Annotated in this window: 19 protein-coding genes and 1 other RNA gene; 16 read left to right on the forward strand and 4 right to left on the reverse strand. The window is 28.0% G+C overall.

The genetic code is table 11. From position 1 onward, the window contains the following. Positions 1-9: 9 nt before the first annotated feature. Positions 10-429: an HIRAN domain-containing protein gene (locus Q0K52_RS05400; protein ID WP_297297265.1), complete on the reverse strand. Its 420-nt coding sequence runs from the start codon at positions 427-429 to the stop codon at positions 10-12. Between the two features lie 380 nt (positions 430-809). Here Q0K52_RS05400 and Q0K52_RS05405 point away from each other — a divergent pair, with 380 nt between their 5' ends. From Q0K52_RS05405 to Q0K52_RS05435, 7 genes are all read left to right on the forward strand, one after another. Continuing rightward, positions 810-1,331, forward strand: coding sequence for a hypothetical protein (locus Q0K52_RS05405; RefSeq protein WP_297297267.1), 522 nt, complete (start codon positions 810-812; stop codon positions 1,329-1,331). Between the two features lie 17 nt (positions 1,332-1,348). After that, positions 1,349-2,293, forward strand: a complete 945-nt coding sequence (locus Q0K52_RS05410) for a hypothetical protein (RefSeq protein WP_297297269.1) — start codon at positions 1,349-1,351, stop codon at positions 2,291-2,293. Positions 2,294-2,306: 13 nt separating this feature from the next. After that, positions 2,307-3,038 carry a hypothetical protein gene (locus Q0K52_RS05415; protein WP_297297271.1) on the forward strand — a complete coding sequence of 244 codons (732 nt, stop codon included), beginning with the start codon at positions 2,307-2,309 and terminating at the stop codon, positions 3,036-3,038. Positions 3,039-3,058: 20 nt separating this feature from the next. After that, entirely contained in the window at positions 3,059-3,724 is a 666-nt protein-coding gene (locus Q0K52_RS05420; protein WP_297297273.1) for a tia invasion determinant, read from the forward strand. Positions 3,725-3,734: 10 nt separating this feature from the next. Continuing rightward, positions 3,735-4,373, forward strand: a complete 639-nt coding sequence (locus tag Q0K52_RS05425) for an invasin (protein ID WP_297297275.1) — start codon at positions 3,735-3,737, stop codon at positions 4,371-4,373. Between the two features lie 158 nt (positions 4,374-4,531). Continuing rightward, positions 4,532-5,530, forward strand: a complete 999-nt coding sequence (locus Q0K52_RS05430) for a leucine-rich repeat domain-containing protein (RefSeq protein WP_297297277.1) — start codon at positions 4,532-4,534, stop codon at positions 5,528-5,530. An 18-nt stretch (positions 5,531-5,548) separates the two neighbouring features. Further along, positions 5,549-6,229 (forward strand): leucine-rich repeat protein, encoded by a 681-nt coding sequence (locus tag Q0K52_RS05435; RefSeq protein WP_297297279.1) that lies wholly within the window; start codon positions 5,549-5,551, stop codon positions 6,227-6,229. Positions 6,230-6,594: 365 nt separating this feature from the next. On the opposite strand, the gene ssrA is transcribed toward Q0K52_RS05435, so the two are convergent. Then, positions 6,595-6,947: a transfer-messenger RNA gene (gene ssrA / locus Q0K52_RS05440) on the reverse strand. Positions 6,948-7,149: 202 nt separating this feature from the next. On the opposite strand from ssrA, the gene Q0K52_RS05445 reads away from it, so the two are divergent. The 8 genes from Q0K52_RS05445 to Q0K52_RS05480 all read left to right on the forward strand — a co-directional run bounded on the left by Q0K52_RS05445 (position 7,150) and on the right by Q0K52_RS05480 (position 17,624). Next, entirely contained in the window at positions 7,150-8,952 is a 1,803-nt protein-coding gene (locus Q0K52_RS05445) for a methyl-accepting chemotaxis protein (RefSeq protein ID WP_297297281.1), read from the forward strand. 8 nt (positions 8,953-8,960) lie between these two features. Then, positions 8,961-10,772, forward strand: coding sequence for a methyl-accepting chemotaxis protein (locus Q0K52_RS05450; RefSeq protein WP_297297283.1), 1,812 nt, complete (start codon positions 8,961-8,963; stop codon positions 10,770-10,772). A gap of 22 nt (positions 10,773-10,794) precedes the next feature. Further along, a complete protein-coding gene (gene pnuC / locus Q0K52_RS05455) occupies positions 10,795-11,484 on the forward strand; it encodes a nicotinamide riboside transporter PnuC (protein WP_297297285.1) in 690 nt (229 codons plus the stop codon). Between the two features lie 17 nt (positions 11,485-11,501). Next, positions 11,502-12,506 carry an AAA family ATPase gene (locus Q0K52_RS05460; RefSeq protein ID WP_297297287.1) on the forward strand — a complete coding sequence of 335 codons (1,005 nt, stop codon included), beginning with the start codon at positions 11,502-11,504 and terminating at the stop codon, positions 12,504-12,506. A 506-nt stretch (positions 12,507-13,012) separates the two neighbouring features. Further along, positions 13,013-13,999: a VWA domain-containing protein gene (locus Q0K52_RS05465; RefSeq protein ID WP_297297289.1), complete on the forward strand. Its 987-nt coding sequence runs from the start codon at positions 13,013-13,015 to the stop codon at positions 13,997-13,999. 151 nt (positions 14,000-14,150) lie between these two features. Continuing rightward, positions 14,151-15,335 (forward strand): methionine adenosyltransferase, encoded by a 1,185-nt coding sequence (gene metK / locus Q0K52_RS05470; protein WP_297297291.1) that lies wholly within the window; start codon positions 14,151-14,153, stop codon positions 15,333-15,335. 656 nt (positions 15,336-15,991) lie between these two features. Then, positions 15,992-17,113 (forward strand): chorismate mutase, encoded by a 1,122-nt coding sequence (locus Q0K52_RS05475; RefSeq protein WP_297297293.1) that lies wholly within the window; start codon positions 15,992-15,994, stop codon positions 17,111-17,113. After that, the gene (locus Q0K52_RS05480) at positions 17,106-17,624 is read left to right on the forward strand and encodes a shikimate kinase (RefSeq protein WP_297297295.1); all 519 of its coding nucleotides are present in this window, start codon (positions 17,106-17,108) and stop codon (positions 17,622-17,624) included. Before Q0K52_RS05475 ends, Q0K52_RS05480 begins: the two co-directional genes overlap by 8 nt. 74 nt (positions 17,625-17,698) lie before the next feature. Here Q0K52_RS05480 and Q0K52_RS05485 read toward each other — a convergent pair whose 3' ends face one another. After that, positions 17,699-18,571 (reverse strand): glycine--tRNA ligase subunit alpha, encoded by an 873-nt coding sequence (locus Q0K52_RS05485; RefSeq protein WP_297297297.1) that lies wholly within the window; start codon positions 18,569-18,571, stop codon positions 17,699-17,701. A gap of 123 nt (positions 18,572-18,694) precedes the next feature. Continuing rightward, a complete protein-coding gene (locus Q0K52_RS05490) occupies positions 18,695-19,222 on the reverse strand; it encodes a hypothetical protein (RefSeq protein ID WP_297297299.1) in 528 nt (175 codons plus the stop codon). Between the two features lie 175 nt (positions 19,223-19,397). On the opposite strand from Q0K52_RS05490, the gene lepB reads away from it, so the two are divergent. Further along, positions 19,398-20,447 (forward strand): signal peptidase I, encoded by a 1,050-nt coding sequence (gene lepB / locus Q0K52_RS05495; protein WP_297297301.1) that lies wholly within the window; start codon positions 19,398-19,400, stop codon positions 20,445-20,447. Positions 20,448-20,451 lie beyond the last annotated feature (4 nt).

Consider the following 20,451-nt stretch of genomic DNA (forward strand, 5'->3'; position numbering starts at 1 on the left):
CAACAAGTATTATATAGCTTTCTTTTTCTTAGCTATATCTATAAATACTCTGATTTCTATTTTACATTCATCAATAGCATCTAGCTTAACATTTTTTATAATAGCATGAACTTTGTTTCTTTTATCTTCTAATTTGTACGAGATTAATGGAGAAATGATACTTGGAACATAACCAAGCCTAAAGTCAAAGCTTCTATCATAAATAGCTATAGCAAATCTATCATAAGGATTTGTTATTTCATGTATAAAGTTAATAGGTTCATTTTTTAGCAATAAATCTATTACATCTTTACCATTATTATATTTATATCCAGCTACAAAAAAATCTATAGAGTATCTTTTTGTTTTGTAATTTCTATTTATAATGATTCTTTTAAAACTTTCTTCATGATTTATGATACAAGTAGTATGTTTTGTATTTTTATTCATATAACAAAAGATTTACCTTAAATTTGATGCATGTTGTAAATTTTACTTCAATTCAAATTTTCTGTCAAGGTGTTATTTTACAGATAATACAATTTTATTAATAAAAAGTATTTATAGTTTTTGTTAAAGTATATTATATATGTGTTATTTATTATGAATTATGTTTTATATGTTAAATTATTTTTTATATTATTTTTTTAGAATATGAAATAATTTTGTTTTTATGTAAATACAATTATTTAATAATAACTATAAATATATGCTTTCAAAATTAAATTTTAATATATATATATCCGAGTTTATATAGATGATATTATAGTTGTTTTTATAAATAAAAATAGTATAATTATATAATATATTTTTATTTTAGGAGAACATTAATGAGATTTTCAAAATATGCTATTATAGTATTTATTTTACTAGCATCATTTTCATGTAAGAAAACAAGTTTGACAATAACAGAACCTGGCCCTGATTTCTTTTTAAATAAAATAGCTAGCGGTAATTGGCAAGGTGTCACAGTAGATGGCGATAAATTAAAAATAGATGGAAAAGATTATACATTTAATGATACAATATTAGGTGTAGGCGGTGTTTATCAAGGCGGAGATAAAGGCTATATAGTAGCAGTACCAGGCGGAGATAATTTGTATACTGTAGAGATGGATCAGCAGGCTAAAGAATCTATTGATGAAGTTATGAATATAGTCGGCGAAGAAAATATTACTGGTGTTATGAAAGATATTGTTAATAGCGGCGGCGATCCTAATAAAATAGATGTAGATAAAATAGCAGCAAGTTTAAATGTTACAGAAGAAGAAAAAGATAGGTTAATAGAATTATTCGGCGGATTAAGTTCCAGCAATTTTGGCAATCCTAGTCAGATAGGGCCAAAACAATAAATATATAAGGCTTTGACATGAAAAAAATCCTTACAGCTATTATAGTATTTAATGTATTTATAATTAATCTATATGCTAACGGCATACCAATGTCAACACAATCTGATACTAATACTTACAGTTGGATTAAAGGAAGACAAATAGTAAGTGTAAACTTAAATCCAGGATATGTGGCATTGTTCCCTCATTTAATCGATACAGTATTTAATAATTATCAAACATTGGCCGGATTGGCTAATTTTGAATTAGGTGATATTGGAAAATATATTGAAGCTATAGAAGCTAAAGGCAGTTTTTGGTATGTACCTAATATATCATATACTTTATTAGTTCACCCTCGTATAGGAATAGAATTAGGATTTGGTGTTCAATCTATGACATTTAGACTTGGAATACCTAAAGATAAAGTAGGAGATTTGGCTGGTGCTTTTCTCCCAGATTCAGGAACTGGCGGTATTACAGGAGATAATATCGGTTCTTTAATAGGTTCTGATACTTATTTGCAAGCTTCTTTAATATATATGCCTGCTACAATAGGAATAAAATTCTACGGCGGTAAAAAAAGACAGGTTGTTAATACATTAAGATTTGGAATTGAAACTTTTATGTATGATGTAGAAACAGAAAATGGTATTTCGGGATTAAAAACTAGACGTCATACAGTTGATGCTACAATGTATTTATCTTATGAATTAGGCTGGACTATAGAATTATTCCCTACGAGAGAATGGCCTGTAAAACCTTATATAGATATATCATTATTTGAAATAGGTTATTATGTACGTTCTGGAATGCCTGGACTTTATGAAGATATTAGAGAAGGCATAGGTTTCTTTGGAAGCGGTTTAGTTGATTTATCTGCTATGATACCTTCTTGGAATTCATTTCCTGGTTGGGCTAATTATGTATCAGCTATAAAATTTGCTTTGTTTCCTAGAATAGGCTTTAGTTTAAGATTTTAGTTAGGGGTATAAAATGAGAAAGAAACAATTAATAGCTTTATTTTTATTTATACTTACTAGCATCTCTTTTGCTCAGCAAACAGCTAAAGAACCTACAAATAATACAGTAGAAAAAAACTTGAATAAAGATAATAATGTATCTACAGTAACTAATACAATGTCTCATAGACATTCTTTAGGTGTAAATTTTGGGCCTACTATATTTTATATGTTAACAGCACCAACAGTATTTAATCTCATTTTTCCAAGCGGCGATCCTAGCCATCTTAAAACTCAGGGAACTTTTGGATTGGGTATAACATATACATACAGAGCATCTGAAAAAATAGATATAAATGTAGATACAACTTTTGCTACTATGAAAACATACTATGATAATTCTAAAATGACTTATAATGGAAATGTATATGCCCTTGGCTTCTCTGTTGGAGGAAGATTCTATTGTAATAGCAAAGATAAAGCATCTGGATTTTTCTTGATGCCTAAAATAGGTACTACTATATTTATGACTGAAAATAGAGAATATATAAAAGAAAGTTCTACATATACAAATAGAATGTCATATATGTATGATTTCTATATTTCTGGAGAGCTTGGATTTAGAATAGATATGTCCAGAGGCTTAGGAGTAAATAGCGGGGTACGTCCATTCCTTGATATATCTATTATTGATATTGGATTATCTTATAATAATTTAATAAGACTTGTACCTTTGCCAAGATTTGCTATAGGGATATTGTTTTAATTTATGCTTGAGGAATCATTATGAAGTTTAATATAAAGAAGTTATTATTTGTTTTTGTTATTCTTGTATGTTTCAGCAGCATACTTATGCCTATTGATATAGGAGCTTATTTGGCACCTAAATTTATATTCAATATAGGAGATTCAGGATTAAAGATACAAGGCAATACTAAAAACACTTTAAATATGTATGCAGGCGGAGGACTTGCTGTAGGTTATAACTTTGATATATTTCATAAGTATAGTACTGTAAGGGTAGAATTTGAATATTTATATAGGAATGCATTACCTGGAAATGCTTATACTTCAGATATAAAAACTGTACAGTCGCATACATTTTTAGTTGGTGCTTATTATGATTTTAATTTCTTATATATCAATTATGATAATCCTGATTCTGTAAGAAGTGAATTAAACGGCGGAAAAAGACCTGTTATGTCAGTATATGCCGGATTTATATTAGGCGGGGAATTGAATAGATATATTACTTGTATGAATTATGAATATTTAGCTCTATTTAAAACAAGTAAATATTATAATAAAACACAATTTATTTATGGGTTCGGAGGCGGTTTAGCATTTCATATAACTGAAATAGTTAGTGTTGATTTAGGATACAGATTGCTTCTTAATACAAGTTCTCAATTAAGTCATGATGTTGTAGCATCTGTAAGGCTAAATTTTTAGGAGTTGACTAATGAAAAAAAGTTATATAATAATATTTATGTTTATATTTTTATTTCATAGCACTCAAAAGCTGTTCTCAATAATTCCGGAAGGTTTGTATATAACTCCTAAAGCAGCATTTGCTCATGATGGTTCTTATGCCTATAATAAAGATAATGGGGAAAAAGGATATTTCAATTATATGGGAGGAGGTTTTGCATTAGGCTACAGCATACCTACTATAAATAAATCATCTCCTGTAAGATTTGAATTTGAGTATCTTGGAAGAAAATTAGTAAGCATGTCTGATGATATGCAAATGCATACATTATTAGGTTCTGTATTTTTTGATATAAACTTTTTATTAACTAAAGAAAAATTAACAGATGAAGTTTATAAACAGACATTGCTCACTAAATATGCACCTTTCACAATTTATTTCGGTCTTTCAATAGGCGGAAGAATAAACACTGGAATACCTGAAGAATTAAATGGGGTAAAATTACAAAATTCTTTAAGTACATTAGTTTTCGGAGTTAGCGGAGGAATGGCATTCAATGTGCTTCCTTATATGTCTATAGATATCGGATATAGATATTTGATAGATACTAAAGCACAAGGTTATCATGAAGTTTTGGCTGGACTAAGATTTAAAGTGCCTAAAATATAATATTTGTTATATAAATACTAAGATTTCATATTATAAAAAATAATTATGGTATAAATAAAGGAGTAAAATAATTTTTATTTTTACTTGATTTTTTGTAATTTCAAATTTAATATACTAAAAAACGCTTGATTATAGTGTATTAATCGGAGGTAAATAATATGAAAAAAATGATAAATAATATTATATTTATAGTCTTAATAGCATTTGTATATTCTTGCAATAATTCTTCAACGAATCCATCAGCAAATAATCCAGTAGAAACACCTATTGAAAATGTTACTGACTACATTGTAAAAGCAGATACTACAGAAGCTGATATAGAAGCTAAAATGCAGAAGTATTTTACAGACAAAGGTTCTTATGCAATATTTTTAGAAGATACAAAAGAAAACATTGATAATAATAAAACATTAGAAAAAATAAATACTATAATAAAAAAAGAAACATATACAAAAGACGGAGTATATCTTGATTTAAGCAGAACAACAATTACAGAATTAGCAGATAATGCATTTAATGGAAATAGAAATTTAAATAAAGTTACATTGCCTAATACCATAACAACTATAGGTCAATATGCATTTAGAGATTGTTCTAGTTTAACAGAAATTAACTTTCCATCTTCTATAACAGAAATTAAAGTCGGAGCTTTTCAAAGCTGTTTGAGTTTACAAGTTGCTGATTTAAGCCAAACAAAATTAAGAATATTAGAATCTAATTTATTTCTTAACAGTTCTAGTTTAACTAAGGCTGTACTTCCTGAAACAGTTACTACCATAAAAAACAACTCATTTGGTGATTGTTATGCATTAAAAGAAATAAATTTGCCATCTAAATTATCTATAATATGGCCGTCAGCATTTGTTAAATGTAAATCATTAGAGAAAATCAGTTTGCCTAGTTCATTAGTTAATATGTATCATTATACTTTTGGTGATTGTACATCATTAAAAGATGTGGAATATTTAGGAAATAATCCTTCTGCTATAACCGTACAACGAGGAGGGGTATTTGATGGATATACTGAAAATAGTACTCCTGTAAACTTATATCTTCCTAATGTTGCTGCTGATCCTAAAGATGGAACTTGGAATAATTTCTTGAAGTATGATTGGAGTAAGCAGACTATACATTATGGTAAGACTATGCCAAAATAACAAGGAAAAAACATATAAATGAAAAAAGCTATAATATTATTATTCATTTTTTTTATTTTGCTTTCTTGTAAATACAAAATAACTTCTCCAAAAATACAATATGAATGCAGTACAGATAATACAGGTGATGCCGGTGATATAAATAATAATTTATATACTGTTGGTGCCAATTCTACTGAAGAAGAAATAAGAACAGCATTAGAAAATAATAAAGGAATAGCTGGTAAAAATATTATAGTTGTAACAGGGTATATTGATAATTCATCTAAAATTTTTGATAATATAAAAACGGTTATTCAAAATGAAAAAGATATAATATTAGATTTATCAGGAAGTAATTTAAATACAGATAATAAATTTACATTAAATAATATTACTTCATTAATAACTATATTGCTTCCTAATATGCAGGAAATTATTGCAGATTTTTTAAGCGGATGTACTTCATTAACAAGTATTCAAATACCTAATGGAATAACAATAATAAGGGATTCATGCTTTAATAATTGTACTTCCATAAAAAATGTTGAATATTTAGGTACTTCCGCAAATGCTGTAACGGCAAATCCATTTACTGCTTCAAAACCTACAGATTTATATTTACCTAATGTTCCTTCAGATCCGGGAGATGGAAGCTGGAAGAATTTTTTAGGTGTTGCTTGGGTTAATATACATTACGGCGTTTCTATGCCTAAATAATATTTTCTTCCTTATATAATTTAATAATTGGTATATACCTAAACAAATATACTTTGCCAGAAATAATTTTTTTGAATTTTAAATATTTGCAGGGCTTTGCCCACCGCTCTGCGTGCTTACGCAACACCCCACTTCTTTTGGTGGCCCAAAGAAGCAAAAGGACTATATTTTAGCTTAAATTAATAACCTATCTTACATATAAAACAATTTTAGTATGATTTAGTACTAATTATGTAATTGCACTTTTTGCAACGGGAAAAAGTTGAATAAAAAAAATGACAAACTTAAAAATTTTCAGTATAAACATTGATTAAAAAGAAATTTTATTTAAGAGATTAAAAAATAGGAAAAGAAAGGGAATGAATATGTGGAGATGGCGGGACTCGAACCCGCGTCCTACGAAGCGTACCATATTCGTCTACATAGCATATCTTATCTTCAGAAGTTTCGCCTTATAGGTAGAAGACAAGCAGAAAAACTATAAGACTAGCATGGGTGTACGTAATATTAGGCTCATACGGCACCTAATACAAGTTCTATGTGTTTTGGCACCGAAAAAGTAACCCATAGACAAATCACTTAATCAGCGGCAACTTCAATTAAGCTGCGAGTGCATATTCGTCTGCACTTATTCTTCGGTATGATATTAACGTGCATACACCTAGCACGACTATGCAAAATACGTTCCAACCATCGCAGTCGAAGCCGGAGCATCCCCTTTCAAAGATCAATTATATGCAAGGATAATATCATTAATTAATAATTTGTCAATGATTGTTTGTATTATTTTTATGAAAAAATATAAAAATAATCATAATGTAATATACTTTTCTATATATAGTTAAGTTTTTTCCATTTATTAACTTGAAATTTTTAATAAATTTTATATCCTTTTTATATAACATATTTTGGAAATTATTATGAAAAATAGAATAAGACTTATATTAAGTTTCACAATACCTTATGTAGTATTTATTGCAATATTAGGTATTATATTAGTATCAATATTTATTCCTATTAATAGAGATTTTTATTTCAATAAAGTTTCAGTAGATGTAAACACTGTTAAAAAAGATGTAGAGGGTAAAGTAGATGATATAGTAAACTCTCTTAGTTTTTTAAGTTCTTATGCTGAACTTGGTATTAATACTCCTAATATAGCTACTACTATCACTAATGTAAGACAATTTGGAAATTATTTTGATGTATTTTACTGCAATACTGTTCCATATAGCAGAGGCGGTACTTTTATCAGTTCAAGAATAACATATCCTGCAAATTATGATCAGACTACTAGGGAATGGTATGTTAATGCTTCAAAATCTTCTTTAGATTTATATATGACAGAGCCTTATCTTGATTTTACAACTGATAAATTGGTAATAACATTCATTAATAAAATAAAGATTAATAATAGATTGGCTGGATATTTCGGAATAGATTTTGATAATATGAATATGCTTATATCTGAAAAGAATAATGAAAGTATTAATGTTGTTACAAAAGAAGGTTTATATATTACACATGATGAAGAAGATTATATTTTAAATAATGATAGACTTCTATTTTCTGATGAATTATTTTCTTCATATAGAAACAATATGGATAATAATAATATATATATTAAAGGAAAGTATTGGTATACTGTTGCTAAGATTAATAATGCTCCTTGGTATATATCAGTTAAAGGAGATGCTTCTTTCTATTACAGCAGCATAAGATATTTAATATTATTCCTTATAGGTTTTGGTATATTATTTGTGTTTGGAGAATTAATAATAGTTTCTATATCTATAATACCTCTTTCAGACAGATTAGATGATGTTATAACTTGTTTGGAAAATATGTCTACAGGAGATTTTACTTTGAGAATTAAAGAAAGTAAAATGAACAGTACAGTTACAAAAAAACTCTCCGGAGTATTAGAAAAAATGCAGAGAAATCTTGGTAAGACAATGTATAGAATAAAAATGGGAGTTGAAGAAGTTAATAAAAATGGCGAAGCAATAGCGAATGTCAGTGTTGAATTGTCAAACAAAGCAAATGAACAGTCCAATGCTTTATCTAATTTGGTAAGTGCTATTAATTCAATATCTTCTTCTATAGAATATGAATCTAAAAAAACAGATGATGCTAAATCTATGAGTGATGAATCATTTGAAAATACAAAAGTCGGCGTTAAGATGATTAATGAAATAGAAAATAATATGAATGAAATAACTGAATCAAGTAATAAAATTTCTCATATTATAGAAACAATACAATCCATAGCATCTCAAACTAATATACTTGCTCTTAATGCGGCAGTTGAAGCTGCAAGAGCAGGAGATCAGGGAAGGGGATTTGCTGTTGTTGCTACAGAGGTTCGTTCTCTTGCACAAACAGTAACTAATTCTGCTGATAATATAACTCAGATTGTAGAAGGTGCTGTTTCTAAAATAGAACATGGAAGTGAATTTGTAAGTAAATCATCTGAAGTTCTTACAAGTATAGAATCATCTTCTTTGGAATCTTCAAATTCTTTATCAGAAGTTTATAGAATGTCTAATGATAAGAAATCTGGAATTAATAATATTAATAATATAGTTGCTAAAATTAATGATATAACAAAAAGCAATACTAAGTTTGCTAATGAAAGTGCTGAATCTAGTGTAAAAGCATCAAAGATAGTTAATGATATAGTAGAAGAACTTTCTTTCTTTAAGTTTAAGGCTAAGGAGTAATAGGTAATATGAAAAATAATGTGAGACTTCTTTTAAAATTAATTATTCCATACTCTTTATTTATCATTATATCAGCTATAATAGTATTTATGATTTTTAGAAATATATATAAGACTAACTATTTAGAAGTATTGAAGATGGATATAGATTCTATAGATTATTCTATAGAGAGAGAAATTTCTAATATAGGTTTAGTATTAAATATTTTGGATTCTTATGCTAAATCAGATTTGACTCCTTATGAAATGGGCTTATCTATGACAAATGTTTATAGTAAGAGATTAGATTTTTTTGATATTCTTTATGGTAATCAAACTCCATTTTATGCAGGCGGTTTATTTTTAAGTGTTACGCATCAATATCCTACTAACTATGATCAAACTTCAAGAGTATGGTATAAAGGTGCTTTAACTACTAATGGTATATATATAACAGAGCCTTATGTTGATTTTAATACACAAAAACTTCTTGTGACTTTTTCTAAAGCTGTTTATACAAATGGAAAATTAAAAGGCGTGCTTGGTATAGATTTTTCAAGTATTGGTTTTACAGATTCTTATAAAAATGTAAGCAGTAATAATATATTTTTAGTTACTCTTGATGGTTATTATATGAGACATAGAGATCCTAATTATGTGCTTAAAGATGGAGTTACTTTATTTAATAGTGATGAAATTTTTGAAGATGCTGCACAATATATAACTAATAATAATTCTCCTGTAGTTATAAAAAATAATAATTGGTTTTGCGTAAGAAAAGTGAATGGTGCTAATTGGGCTTTGGCTGTAAAAGGCAGTTTGGATAGATATAATTCTATACTTGGTAAGATAACATTAATATTTGTATTAACAGTTATATTCTTATTAATTATGGGAGTATTTTTAACTTCTATTGTATTGCTTCCTCTTTCAAATTATTTGAATATGGCTATAACTGCTATTGATAATATGGCAGAAGGTAATTTTGCTTATAGAATAGATAAGAAGATATTAGCTAAAGGAAATAGAGCTGGCGATTTAGCACGTGCCATAGATAATATGGAAGCTAAAATTGGTAAATTGGTATTTAAAATAAAAAAAGCTATAGAAGATATTAATAGTGTTGGTGTTGAAATATCTAGTTCTAGTGAAAAGCTTTTGGAAAGAGCTTATGTACAAGCTGTTAATTTGGAAAAACTTGATGAAGCTTTAAAGGATATATCAACTGCTATTAATTTATCGTCTTTAAGTATTGCTTCTTCTAAAGATTCTATGGATAAAATGGAAAATACAACAGAAACTGGAGTACATACTATTTTTGAAATAGAAAGCAATATGAATGAAATACAAGCATCTAGTAAAAAAATATTTGAGATAACAAAATCTATAGAATCTATTGCATTACAAACTAATATATTAGCGTTGAATGCTGCTGTAGAGGCTGCTCGTGCAGGAGAGCAGGGCAGAGGTTTTGCTGTAGTTGCTAGCGAGATAAGAAAACTTGCTACTACAGTATCACAGGCTACAAAAGATATTACTGTTATAGTAGAAGATGCTGTTAAAAAGATTAACAATGGAAGTGATTCTGTTGCAAGAGCTTCTAAAACTTTAGATATGATAGCAAAAACTTCTGTTTCTACTTCTAATATTCTTTTGGAGATATCTGCTTCTTCACAAGATGAAACAGAACGTATTAATAATATTAATAATGATATAGGTATTATTAATGAAATAATGATAAAGAATGAAGAGTTATCAAAAGAAGCTTCAGAGGCTAGTGCTAAAACTTCAAGAATGGCAGAGGATATAGTAAAAGAATTATCCTTCTTTAAGTTTAGATAATATAATTTAATTTTTATTAATTATGAAAAAATTTATACAAAATGAACTTCAAAATTGGAAATTAATAGAAATATTATGGATAATATTAGCAAGCGGTATAATATTATCGCTTTCTATTTATTGGAAAGAAAATATTATAGGTATAGTATCATCTATAAGCGGTATATTATGCGTTATACTTACAGGTAAAGGAAAATTATCTTCATATATATTTGGAATGGTTAATACTATTCTTTATTCTATTATAGCTTTTAATGCAAAATATTACGGTGAGTTTATGCTCAATGTATTTTATTATATACCTATGAATATAGTGGGCTTTGTATTATGGAGCAGAAATATAAATACTGAAAGCCAAGAAGTAATAAAAACAAAATTAAATAATAAATTTAAAATAATAATATTTACTTTATCTTTTATATCAATATTTATTTACGGACTTATATTAAAAAAATTAGGCGGTTCGCTTCCATTTATTGATAGTGCAAGTACTGTATTTGCTGTAACTGCTCAGATACTATGTGTAAAGAGATGCACAGAACAATGGATAATGTGGATATTAGTAAACATTTTAAATATTTCTATATGGTATATTAATTTCTCAAGCGGCGGCGATAATATAGCTACTTTGCTTATGTGGAGTGTTTATTTAGTTAATGCTTTGTTTATGTTTATAAAATGGTATAAAGAATCATCTAAAAACATTAATTAATCATTATTGGAGTTTTTATGTATAATGTTGGAATGTATGCAGGTTCTTTTAATCCGCTTCATCTTGGGCATGTAAGATGTATAATAGAGGCTGCTAATCAATGTAAAAAGCTTTATATAATTTTGTGTGTTGGAAATAACAGAAATGAAATTGATAAAAAAATAAGATACCGTTGGATTTATCAATTAACAAAGCATATTGGAAATGTAAAAATTATATTTATAGAAGATAATGCTAATACAAAAGAAGAATATACAGAAGATTTTTGGGAAGAAGATTCTATAAAAATAAAAAATGCTATAGGTGAGCGTATAGATGCTGTATTTTGCGGAGATGATTATAAAAATAAAGATTCTTTTTATACAAGATATTATAAAGATTCAGAGTTAATATTTATAGAGAGAAATGAAATAAGCTCTTCAAAAATAAGAGAGAATGTTTATAAATACTGGGATTATTTGCCTAATATAGTAAAGCCTTATTATACAAAAAAAGTTCTATTATTAGGAAGCGAAAGTACAGGAAAATCCACACTTACAATTAATCTTGCAAATTATTATAATACCAACTATATAGAAGAAGCAGGCAGAGAATTGTCTGAAAAATCCGGAACTGATTTACTTATGCTTTCAGAAGATTTTACGGAAATACTTCTTACTCATAAATTAAATGAAATTAAAGCAATAGAAAGAAGCAACAAGATATTATTTATTGATACTGATGCAATAATAACTAACTTTTATATGCATTTTTTAGAAGATGAAAATATTATAGATAATGAAAGATTAGCAAAAGCTATTATACATATAAATAAATATGATGTTATACTATTTTTAGAGCCCGATGTTGATTTTATTCAAGATGGCGACAGAAGCGAAGTAATAAAGAATGACAGAATTAAATACAGCAATAAAATAAAAGATATACTTCATAATTTAAATATAAAGTATCATTCTATCAATGGCGATTATCAAGAAAGATTTAAAAAGGCTGTTTCTATAATAGATAAATTATTTTTATGATTAAATATATTATTAGTTTGTAATATATTTTTGTATATACCTAAACAATTATATTTTGTTAAAAATTATTTTTATTATTTGTGGACTAGCCCTATACCCACACTTATTTTGCAACCGAAGGAAATACTGCGACTGAAAGGAGTATCTCTAGGTATGGTATTGCCACAAAGAAGCTATATCCTCGACAGGTTCGGATACGCTTAGCGAAAGCCTGCATTTTTATGGTATATCCTATATTTAATATGAATGTTTTTTATATATAGTTCTAGTAGTTGCGTTTTTCGCTCTGCGTGCCGTAGGCAGCAACTTTGGCGAAGCTCGGCAAAAAAGTAGATAATTTTATATAAAATCTATTAGTTGATAAAGTTAAAAATTTTTAGTATAAACTTATAAAATAATTCGGTACTTTACTTTTATATATATTTTAGTATAATAATTTATCAAATATTACTTTAATGATTATATTTATGTTTTAATAATAAAATTATGATTAGGAAAATAGGTAAATGACTTTTGTATCTCCAAAATTTTTATTCTTGCTGTTAACTTTACCAATTATAATATTTGTGTATATTCAAACTAGAAAGAATCATTCATACTCAGTGAAGCACCCTAGGGTAAGTATGTCAAAGGTTTTGAAATCTAGGTACTATGTTAAGGATATACCATTTTTTCTTATAATGCTTGCACTTTGTTTTTCTATTATAGGTTTAGCACGTCCGGCAAAAGTTTCACATTTATCTGATATAAATGGAGAGGGTATATATATTTCTCTCGTAGTAGATGTTTCTCCTTCTATGATGGCTGAAGATATGATACCTACAAGACTTGAGGCTTCTAAAAAAACTATGATAGATTTTATTAAAAAAAGAAATTTTGATAAGATTAGTTTAGTTTCATTTGCTTTGCGGGCTTCTGTTCTTTCCCCTGCTACATTTGATTATACTTCATTAGAAGAAGAAATAAAAAATATAGAAATAGATGAAGAAGGTTCTACTTCGATAGGACTTGGAATAGCTACTGCAGTAGATATGCTTAGAAGTGTAAAAGAGGATAATGAAAAGATTATAATTCTTCTTACAGACGGGGAAAATAATTCAGGAGAAATTGACCCTAAATTAGCTTCAGAAATAGCATCAAATTTCAATATAAAAATATATACAATAGGTATAGGTGATGCTAATGGAAGTCATGCTTGGGTTACTTATGATGATCCTAATTATGGTAAAAGAAGAATAAGAGCCGATTTTACACTCAATGAAGAATCTTTGATTGATATAGCAGCAACTACAGGCGGTAAATATTTTAATGCCAGAAATGCATCTGCTTTGGATAATGTTTATAATACAATAGACAGAATAGAAAAAAAGCCTATATTAGATGATAATTTAATTCAATATGATGAGTTATATAAGCCGTTTATTATAATAGCTTTGATTTGTTTATGTTTAAGTATTGTATTGTCTACCACAAGATTCTTAGTAATACCGTAGTTTAAAATGTTTAATATTCACAATAAACTTCTTTTTAAGATAATATTTAATAAATATTAATACTAAATTATAATAATTATTAAATATTATCTTGACTATTTATGTTAACTAATATAGAATAAGCTGATTATATTTAATAAGAGGTAAAACTATGGCAGAGATAAAGAATTATCACTTCTCTTCTGAATCGGTAACAGAAGGCCATCCTGATAAGATCTGTGATGCTGTAAGCGATGCAGTCTTAGACGAATGTTTAAAACAAGATCCTAATTCTAGAGTAGCATGCGAAACTTTAGCAAAAACTGGAATGCTAATAATAGCAGGCGAAATCACTACAAAAGCTAGATTGGATTATCAAAAAATCGCTAGAGATACCGTAAGGCGAATAGGATACACAAGCAGCGATATGGGTTTTGATGCTGATACTTGTGCAGTTATGGAGGCTATTGCAGAGCAATCTCCAGATATAGATATGGGTGTTAGTGCTGGTAAAGGTTTATTTAATTCTGAATCATCAAATGTTTCTGAAGGTGCAGGCGACCAAGGTATAATGTTCGGTTATGCTATAAATGAAACTGAAACTTTTATGCCTTTAACTATACATTTAGCTCATAGATTAGCAGAACGCTTAACTAAAATTAGAAAGGATAAAGTAGTTGACTATTTAAGACCAGATGGTAAAAGTCAGGTTACTGTTGAATATAAAGACGGTAAAGCTGCTAGAATAGATGCTGTTGTTATTTCTACTCAGCATGCTGCTGGTGTTGAGCATAAACAAATAGAAGAAGACATCAAAAAATATGTAATTAATGAGATATGTCCAGCTAATATGCTTGATGAAAATACAAAATATTATATTAACCCAACAGGTTCATTTGTAGTTGGCGGACCTATGGGTGATTGCGGATTAACAGGAAGAAAAATCATTGTAGACAGTTACGGCGGACATGGTGCTCATGGCGGCGGAGCTTTCTCTGGTAAAGATCCTACAAAAGTAGATAGAAGTGCTTGTTATATGGCTAGATATGTAGCTAAGAACATAGTTGCTTCAGGTATAGCTGACAGAGCTTTAGTACAATTTGCTTATGCTATAGGCGTTCCAGAGCCTTTATCAGTATATGTTAATACTTTCGGTACTTGTAAAGTTCATGATGAAGTATTAGCTGCTATTATTACTAAGCATATTGATTTAACTCCAGCTGGTATTATTAAAAAGCTCGATTTAAGAAGACCTATTTATGAGAAAACTACAGCTTATGGACACTTCGGTAGAGAGCTTCCAGAATTTACTTGGGAAAAAACAGATATAAAAGATTTATTTGCTAATGCTAAATAATTAAATATTGAATATAAAAAGTTTTAAACATTCAAGGCTTGTTAATAAAAATATTAGCAAGCCTTTTATATTATTCAATTTCTTATTTATGAAAATTAAATAAGAATTTAATGATTTAGAAATATATTTTATAGTAGTATATACTGAAAATTTTTAACTTTGTCAAAATTAGTTTTTATATTGTTATTATTTTCGGGGACTAGTCCCCGAACCCCTACTTCTTTTGCCGACGCTCTGCGTGCCGTAGGCAAGGCACCTACTCGGTGTTGACCCAAAGAAGCTATATCCTCGACAGGCTCGGATACGCTTCGCGAAGGACTACGTTTTTTACTAAAATTTAAGGTATTAAACTACTTTTAATATATATTTTTAAAATATAAGGCTGTAGTATATGCGTTTTTCGCTCTGCGTGCCGTAGGCAGCAACTTTTACGAAGTCCGCAGAGCGTGAGCGACAAAAAAGTTGATAATATATTTAGAAAATATAAAAATTGACAAAATATAGTTGTTTAGGTATAAACTATATTTTTTTCATATATTAGAAAATTATTAATTAATATAATCATTTTAAAGTACTTTACAATTTACGCCTATTTAGTATAATCTTTATTATTGTATTACTATAATTAGAAATATTATTTTTTATAAGGAATTATTATGCTAGCTGAAGAATTACAAGAATTAAGAAAAGAAATTGATAGAATAGATAAACAAATAGTAAATTTAATAGATGAAAGAATGAAAGTAAGTATAAAAGTAGGAGAAACAAAAAAGAAATATGACGCTCCTATATTTGATCCTAAAAGAGAAAAGGAAGTTATTGCCAAAAAAATAGAACTTCTTGAAAATAAAGAATTATCTAGTTTAATAACAACGATTTATAATGATATAATGTATACATCAAAACAACTTCAGAAACATTTGATTGATGAAAGCTCTGAAGCTGATAATAAATCAGATAATAAAGAAAAAATAAAATATGATGAGACTATAGTTTATCAAGGCAGAGAAGGCGGAAACGGTTATGAGGCTGCTTTAAAATTTTTTGGAGAAAATGCTAAACTTATAAAGAAAGCACATTTTGAAGAAGTACTTGAAAGCATAAGAAGCTGTGAAAGTTATTATGGAGTTTTACCTTTAGAGAATTCTTCTACTGGTATGGTTAATGAAGTTTTGGATATTCTTGCTGATTATAATTGCAAAATAGTAGGGGAGATTTATTTACCAATAGAATATGGACTTATGGTAAAAAAAGGCACTGATATAAAAGATGTTAAAAAAGTTATATCTCATCATCAAGCATTAAAGCAATGTTCTAATTTTATAAAAGAAAATAATTTTGAAACTGTTACAGCATCAAATACTGCTGAAGCTGCTTTTATAGTTGCCAATGGAGATGATAAAACTATTGCTTCTATTTCAAATAAAAATGCTTGGAAGATTTACGATTTAGAAATGATCAGAGAAAATATAGAGAATATAAAAGGCAATACAACACGTTTTATAATAGTTGCAAATTATGACAATTCATTAAAAACTGGAAACAAAATGACTATAAGATTCTTGCTTCCTCATGAGAACGGAAGTTTAGCTAATTCTCTTGACAGATTAAAAAGTTTTAATTTAACTTCTATAGTAAGCCGTCCGCATAGCGAAAGAAAATGGCAATATTATTTTTATATTGATATGACAGGGGATTTTGAAAAGTATAAAAAGGAGTTTGAAGAATTTGAAAACAGTGTTGAGAATTTAATTATTTTGGGGCAGTATGATGAATAATAAAGTAATATTTATAATAGGTTTGCCAGGATCAGGAAAAAGTGCTTTATCAAAACTTTTAGCAGAAAAATTAAATTATACATTATATGATTTAGATTCATTCATTGAGAAAAAAGAAAATAGAAGCATTACAAATATTTTTGCTGATGAAGGAGAGACTTATTTTAGAAATATTGAAAGTGAAGTATTGGAAGAATTAAGTAATTTAGAAAATGCGGTTTTATCTACAGGCGGCGGTATAGTATTAGCTGAAAGAAACAGAAAAACAATGAAAGAAAAAGGTTTAACTATTTTTATAGATAGAAGTGTTGATATAATACTTCAAAATATAGACCCTAAAGAAAGACCATTATTAGCAAAAGATAAAAATAAATTATTAGAACTTTCAAAACAGAGAGATTCTTTATATAGAGAAGCTGCTGATATAATATTTACTCATAATACTTGGGAAGATGATATTAATAAAACTTTTTCAAAATTTTATGATGAAATAAAGTCTTATCTTGATTAATATTTTTATTAATAAATAAAAAGCCCCTGATTATTTTATCAGAGGCTTTTTTTATTAAAAAAGTTATAATGATTTTATTTATTTTTTATTAATGGATATCCCATTTTTTCTCTTGATTCTATATAAGCAGCAGAAACTTTTTTCATGAGCTCTCTAACTCTTGCTATATATCCTGCTCTTTCTGTTACACTTATTGCATTTCTAGCATCAAGCATATTGAATACATGTGAACTTTTCATTACCATATCATAAGCTGGAAGAACGCATCCATTAGCTAAACATCTGTCGCATTCTTCTTCATATTCTTTAAAATGTCTGAAATACATATCTATATCAGCTACTTCAAAATTATATTTAGAGAATTCTCTTTCACTTTGTAAATGTACATCACCGTATTTAATTCCATGTCCCCATTCCAAATCATAAACATTATCAACATTTTGTAAGTACATACATATTCTTTCAAGTCCGTAAGTGATTTCTCCTGTTATAGGTTTTAAGTTTACTCCTCCAACAGCTTGGAAATATGTAAACTGAGTTATTTCCATACCATCAAGCCAAACTTCCCAACCAAGTCCCCAAGCTCCAAGAGTAGGTGATTCCCAGTCATCATGTACGAAACGTATATCATGATCTTTAAAGCTTATTCCTAAAGCTTCCAAACTTTGTATATATAAATCCTGAATATTTTCTGGAGATGGTTTCATTATAACTTGGTATTGATAGTAATGCTGTAATCTGTTAGGGTTTTCTCCATATCTTCCATCAGTTGGTCTTCTTGAAGGTTCTACATAAGCAACATTGAAAGGCTCTGGCCCTAATGCTCTTAATGCAGTTGCAGGGTTAAAAGTACCGGCTCCTACTTCTAAGTCATAACCTTGCTGTATAATACAATTATTCTCACTCCAGAATTTGTTTAATGTCATAATTAAATCTGTGAAAGTCATAATAAATCTCTCTCCATTTTTTATATAATTAAATAATAACAATAATTATATAATATGATGAATTAAAATGCTATAACTTTATTAAAAAATATTTAATGTATAATTATAGTGTAATTATATAGCTTAATTGGATAATAAAGTTTTCATTTCATTATAAAGCTTTATTAAATTCTCAGCCTGACTTTCTTTTACTTTAAAATTTTTGAATCCTTCAGCAGTTTCCACTCTTATATCAGTTATAACTGGTAAATTTTTTATCTGGTTTTCTGCCTGTATGCTGTAGCTTCTATCAACATAAGCAGTATCCATAAAATATATAGAAGTGCCGTATATTACTTCCACATCAGTTTTTGGTACAAAAGATGTGTAATATAAATTTAAGAATGTATTATCAGCAAATTTTAATACTATTTTATTTTTTTCTGAAATATTGAAAGAACCATCTGCTATATATTGTGCTTCCAATATAATATCATCTGTACCGCTTATGTTTCTTAATCTGAATTTAAGAGTAGCTGACCAATAACTCATAGAAATATAATCAGTTTGATAGAATTTTTGTCCGTAAAAAGAATCTTCTATTACATGAACTTTTGCAGCACAAGATGATAAAGTTATAATCAATATAAATAACAGCAATATTTTTTTCAATATTATTCTCTCCATAGTTTTATTGTTATATATTATATAACCAGTGATGATTTTGTAAATAAAAATATTTTTTAGTATAACTATTTTTGATAATAATAGTTATTATTAATTGCTATTTTAATAGTTTTATTATATACTTTTACATCAATATTTATTATTGGAAGGGGCTAAATTAATGGAGAATCCTATAAAAAATATTACAGAAACTATAATAGGCGAATGCCGTAATTTTAAACATACTCTTAAAGAAATATTATACGCTATAGTAATAGTGCTTCTTATAAATACATTTTTAATACAGAATTATCAAATTCCTACAGGCTCTATGATACCAATTATTATGCCTGGCGACAGACTTTTTGCTAATAGATTTGTATATGGAGTAAAACTTCCATTTACAGACGGACTTTTAGGCTACAGACTTCCAAAGATTAAATCACCTCAAAGGGGAGATTTAGTTGTATTCAGAGCTCCTCCTTCAGCTTCTTTCGGATGCGAATCTGCTATGCCTTATTATGAGCCTTCTCCATTGGTTCAAATGTTAAAACTTCCAGTTATGGTATTTGCTTTGACTCCTTTTTCTTGGGATCCTAGATTTTTGCTTGCCGATTATATAGGAGAAAAACTTACAGGCGGAACTCATTTAGCACCGGCAAATTTATTTTTTGGGCTAAAAACAGTTGATTTGGATCCTAGAAAAGAATTTGTTAAGCGTGTTATAGCTACTGCTGGAGAAACTGTTGAAATTAGAAATAAAAAAATCATTATTGATGGTAATGAAATAGAAGACAAATGGGGTTATTTCTTCTATGGAAATGACAGAGAGTTTGTTCCTATTATAGATATATATGGACCTATTTATATTCCTAAAAAGGGTGATGTTATAATATTCAAAAAAATTGTAGACAGAACTGATTATTATAATGATCTTAGTTCTTTTGAAGTTTATATCAATGATAAAATAGTAAGCGATGATATAAAATTATGGTATTGGATGAATATATATGTTCCTAATACTGAAGACAGACCTGATGAATATATATACAATGTTCCTGAAGATTATTTCTTTGTTATGGGAGATAATAGGGATCAAAGCTGCGATAGTAGAATGTGGGGACTTGTTCCATACAGACAAATTAAAGGTCAGCCTATGATTGCTTGGATACAGTCAAAAAGACCTGATAATGTAGAACAAGGCTTCTTTAAATATTTTATAATTAAATAAGAAT

The organism is uncultured Brachyspira sp., assembly GCF_944390845.1.
Lineage (GTDB): Bacteria > Spirochaetota > Brachyspiria > Brachyspirales > Brachyspiraceae > Brachyspira > Brachyspira pulli.

Coding starts and splice junctions, on each gene's coding strand:
- Q0K52_RS05400 (WP_297297265.1), bottom strand. CDS start 429: ATGAATAAAAATACAAAACATACTACTTGTATCATAAATCATGAAGAA.
- Q0K52_RS05405 (WP_297297267.1), top strand. CDS start 810: ATGAGATTTTCAAAATATGCTATTATAGTATTTATTTTACTAGCATCA.
- Q0K52_RS05410 (WP_297297269.1), top strand. CDS start 1,349: ATGAAAAAAATCCTTACAGCTATTATAGTATTTAATGTATTTATAATT.
- Q0K52_RS05415 (WP_297297271.1), top strand. CDS start 2,307: ATGAGAAAGAAACAATTAATAGCTTTATTTTTATTTATACTTACTAGC.
- Q0K52_RS05420 (WP_297297273.1), top strand. CDS start 3,059: ATGAAGTTTAATATAAAGAAGTTATTATTTGTTTTTGTTATTCTTGTA.
- Q0K52_RS05425 (WP_297297275.1), top strand. CDS start 3,735: ATGAAAAAAAGTTATATAATAATATTTATGTTTATATTTTTATTTCAT.
- Q0K52_RS05430 (WP_297297277.1), top strand. CDS start 4,532: ATGAAAAAAATGATAAATAATATTATATTTATAGTCTTAATAGCATTT.
- Q0K52_RS05435 (WP_297297279.1), top strand. CDS start 5,549: ATGAAAAAAGCTATAATATTATTATTCATTTTTTTTATTTTGCTTTCT.
- Q0K52_RS05445 (WP_297297281.1), top strand. CDS start 7,150: ATGAAAAATAGAATAAGACTTATATTAAGTTTCACAATACCTTATGTA.
- Q0K52_RS05450 (WP_297297283.1), top strand. CDS start 8,961: ATGAAAAATAATGTGAGACTTCTTTTAAAATTAATTATTCCATACTCT.
- pnuC (WP_297297285.1), top strand. CDS start 10,795: ATGAAAAAATTTATACAAAATGAACTTCAAAATTGGAAATTAATAGAA.
- Q0K52_RS05460 (WP_297297287.1), top strand. CDS start 11,502: ATGTATAATGTTGGAATGTATGCAGGTTCTTTTAATCCGCTTCATCTT.
- Q0K52_RS05465 (WP_297297289.1), top strand. CDS start 13,013: ATGACTTTTGTATCTCCAAAATTTTTATTCTTGCTGTTAACTTTACCA.
- metK (WP_297297291.1), top strand. CDS start 14,151: ATGGCAGAGATAAAGAATTATCACTTCTCTTCTGAATCGGTAACAGAA.
- Q0K52_RS05475 (WP_297297293.1), top strand. CDS start 15,992: ATGCTAGCTGAAGAATTACAAGAATTAAGAAAAGAAATTGATAGAATA.
- Q0K52_RS05480 (WP_297297295.1), top strand. CDS start 17,106: ATGAATAATAAAGTAATATTTATAATAGGTTTGCCAGGATCAGGAAAA.
- Q0K52_RS05485 (WP_297297297.1), bottom strand. CDS start 18,571: ATGACTTTCACAGATTTAATTATGACATTAAACAAATTCTGGAGTGAG.
- lepB (WP_297297301.1), top strand. CDS start 19,398: ATGGAGAATCCTATAAAAAATATTACAGAAACTATAATAGGCGAATGC.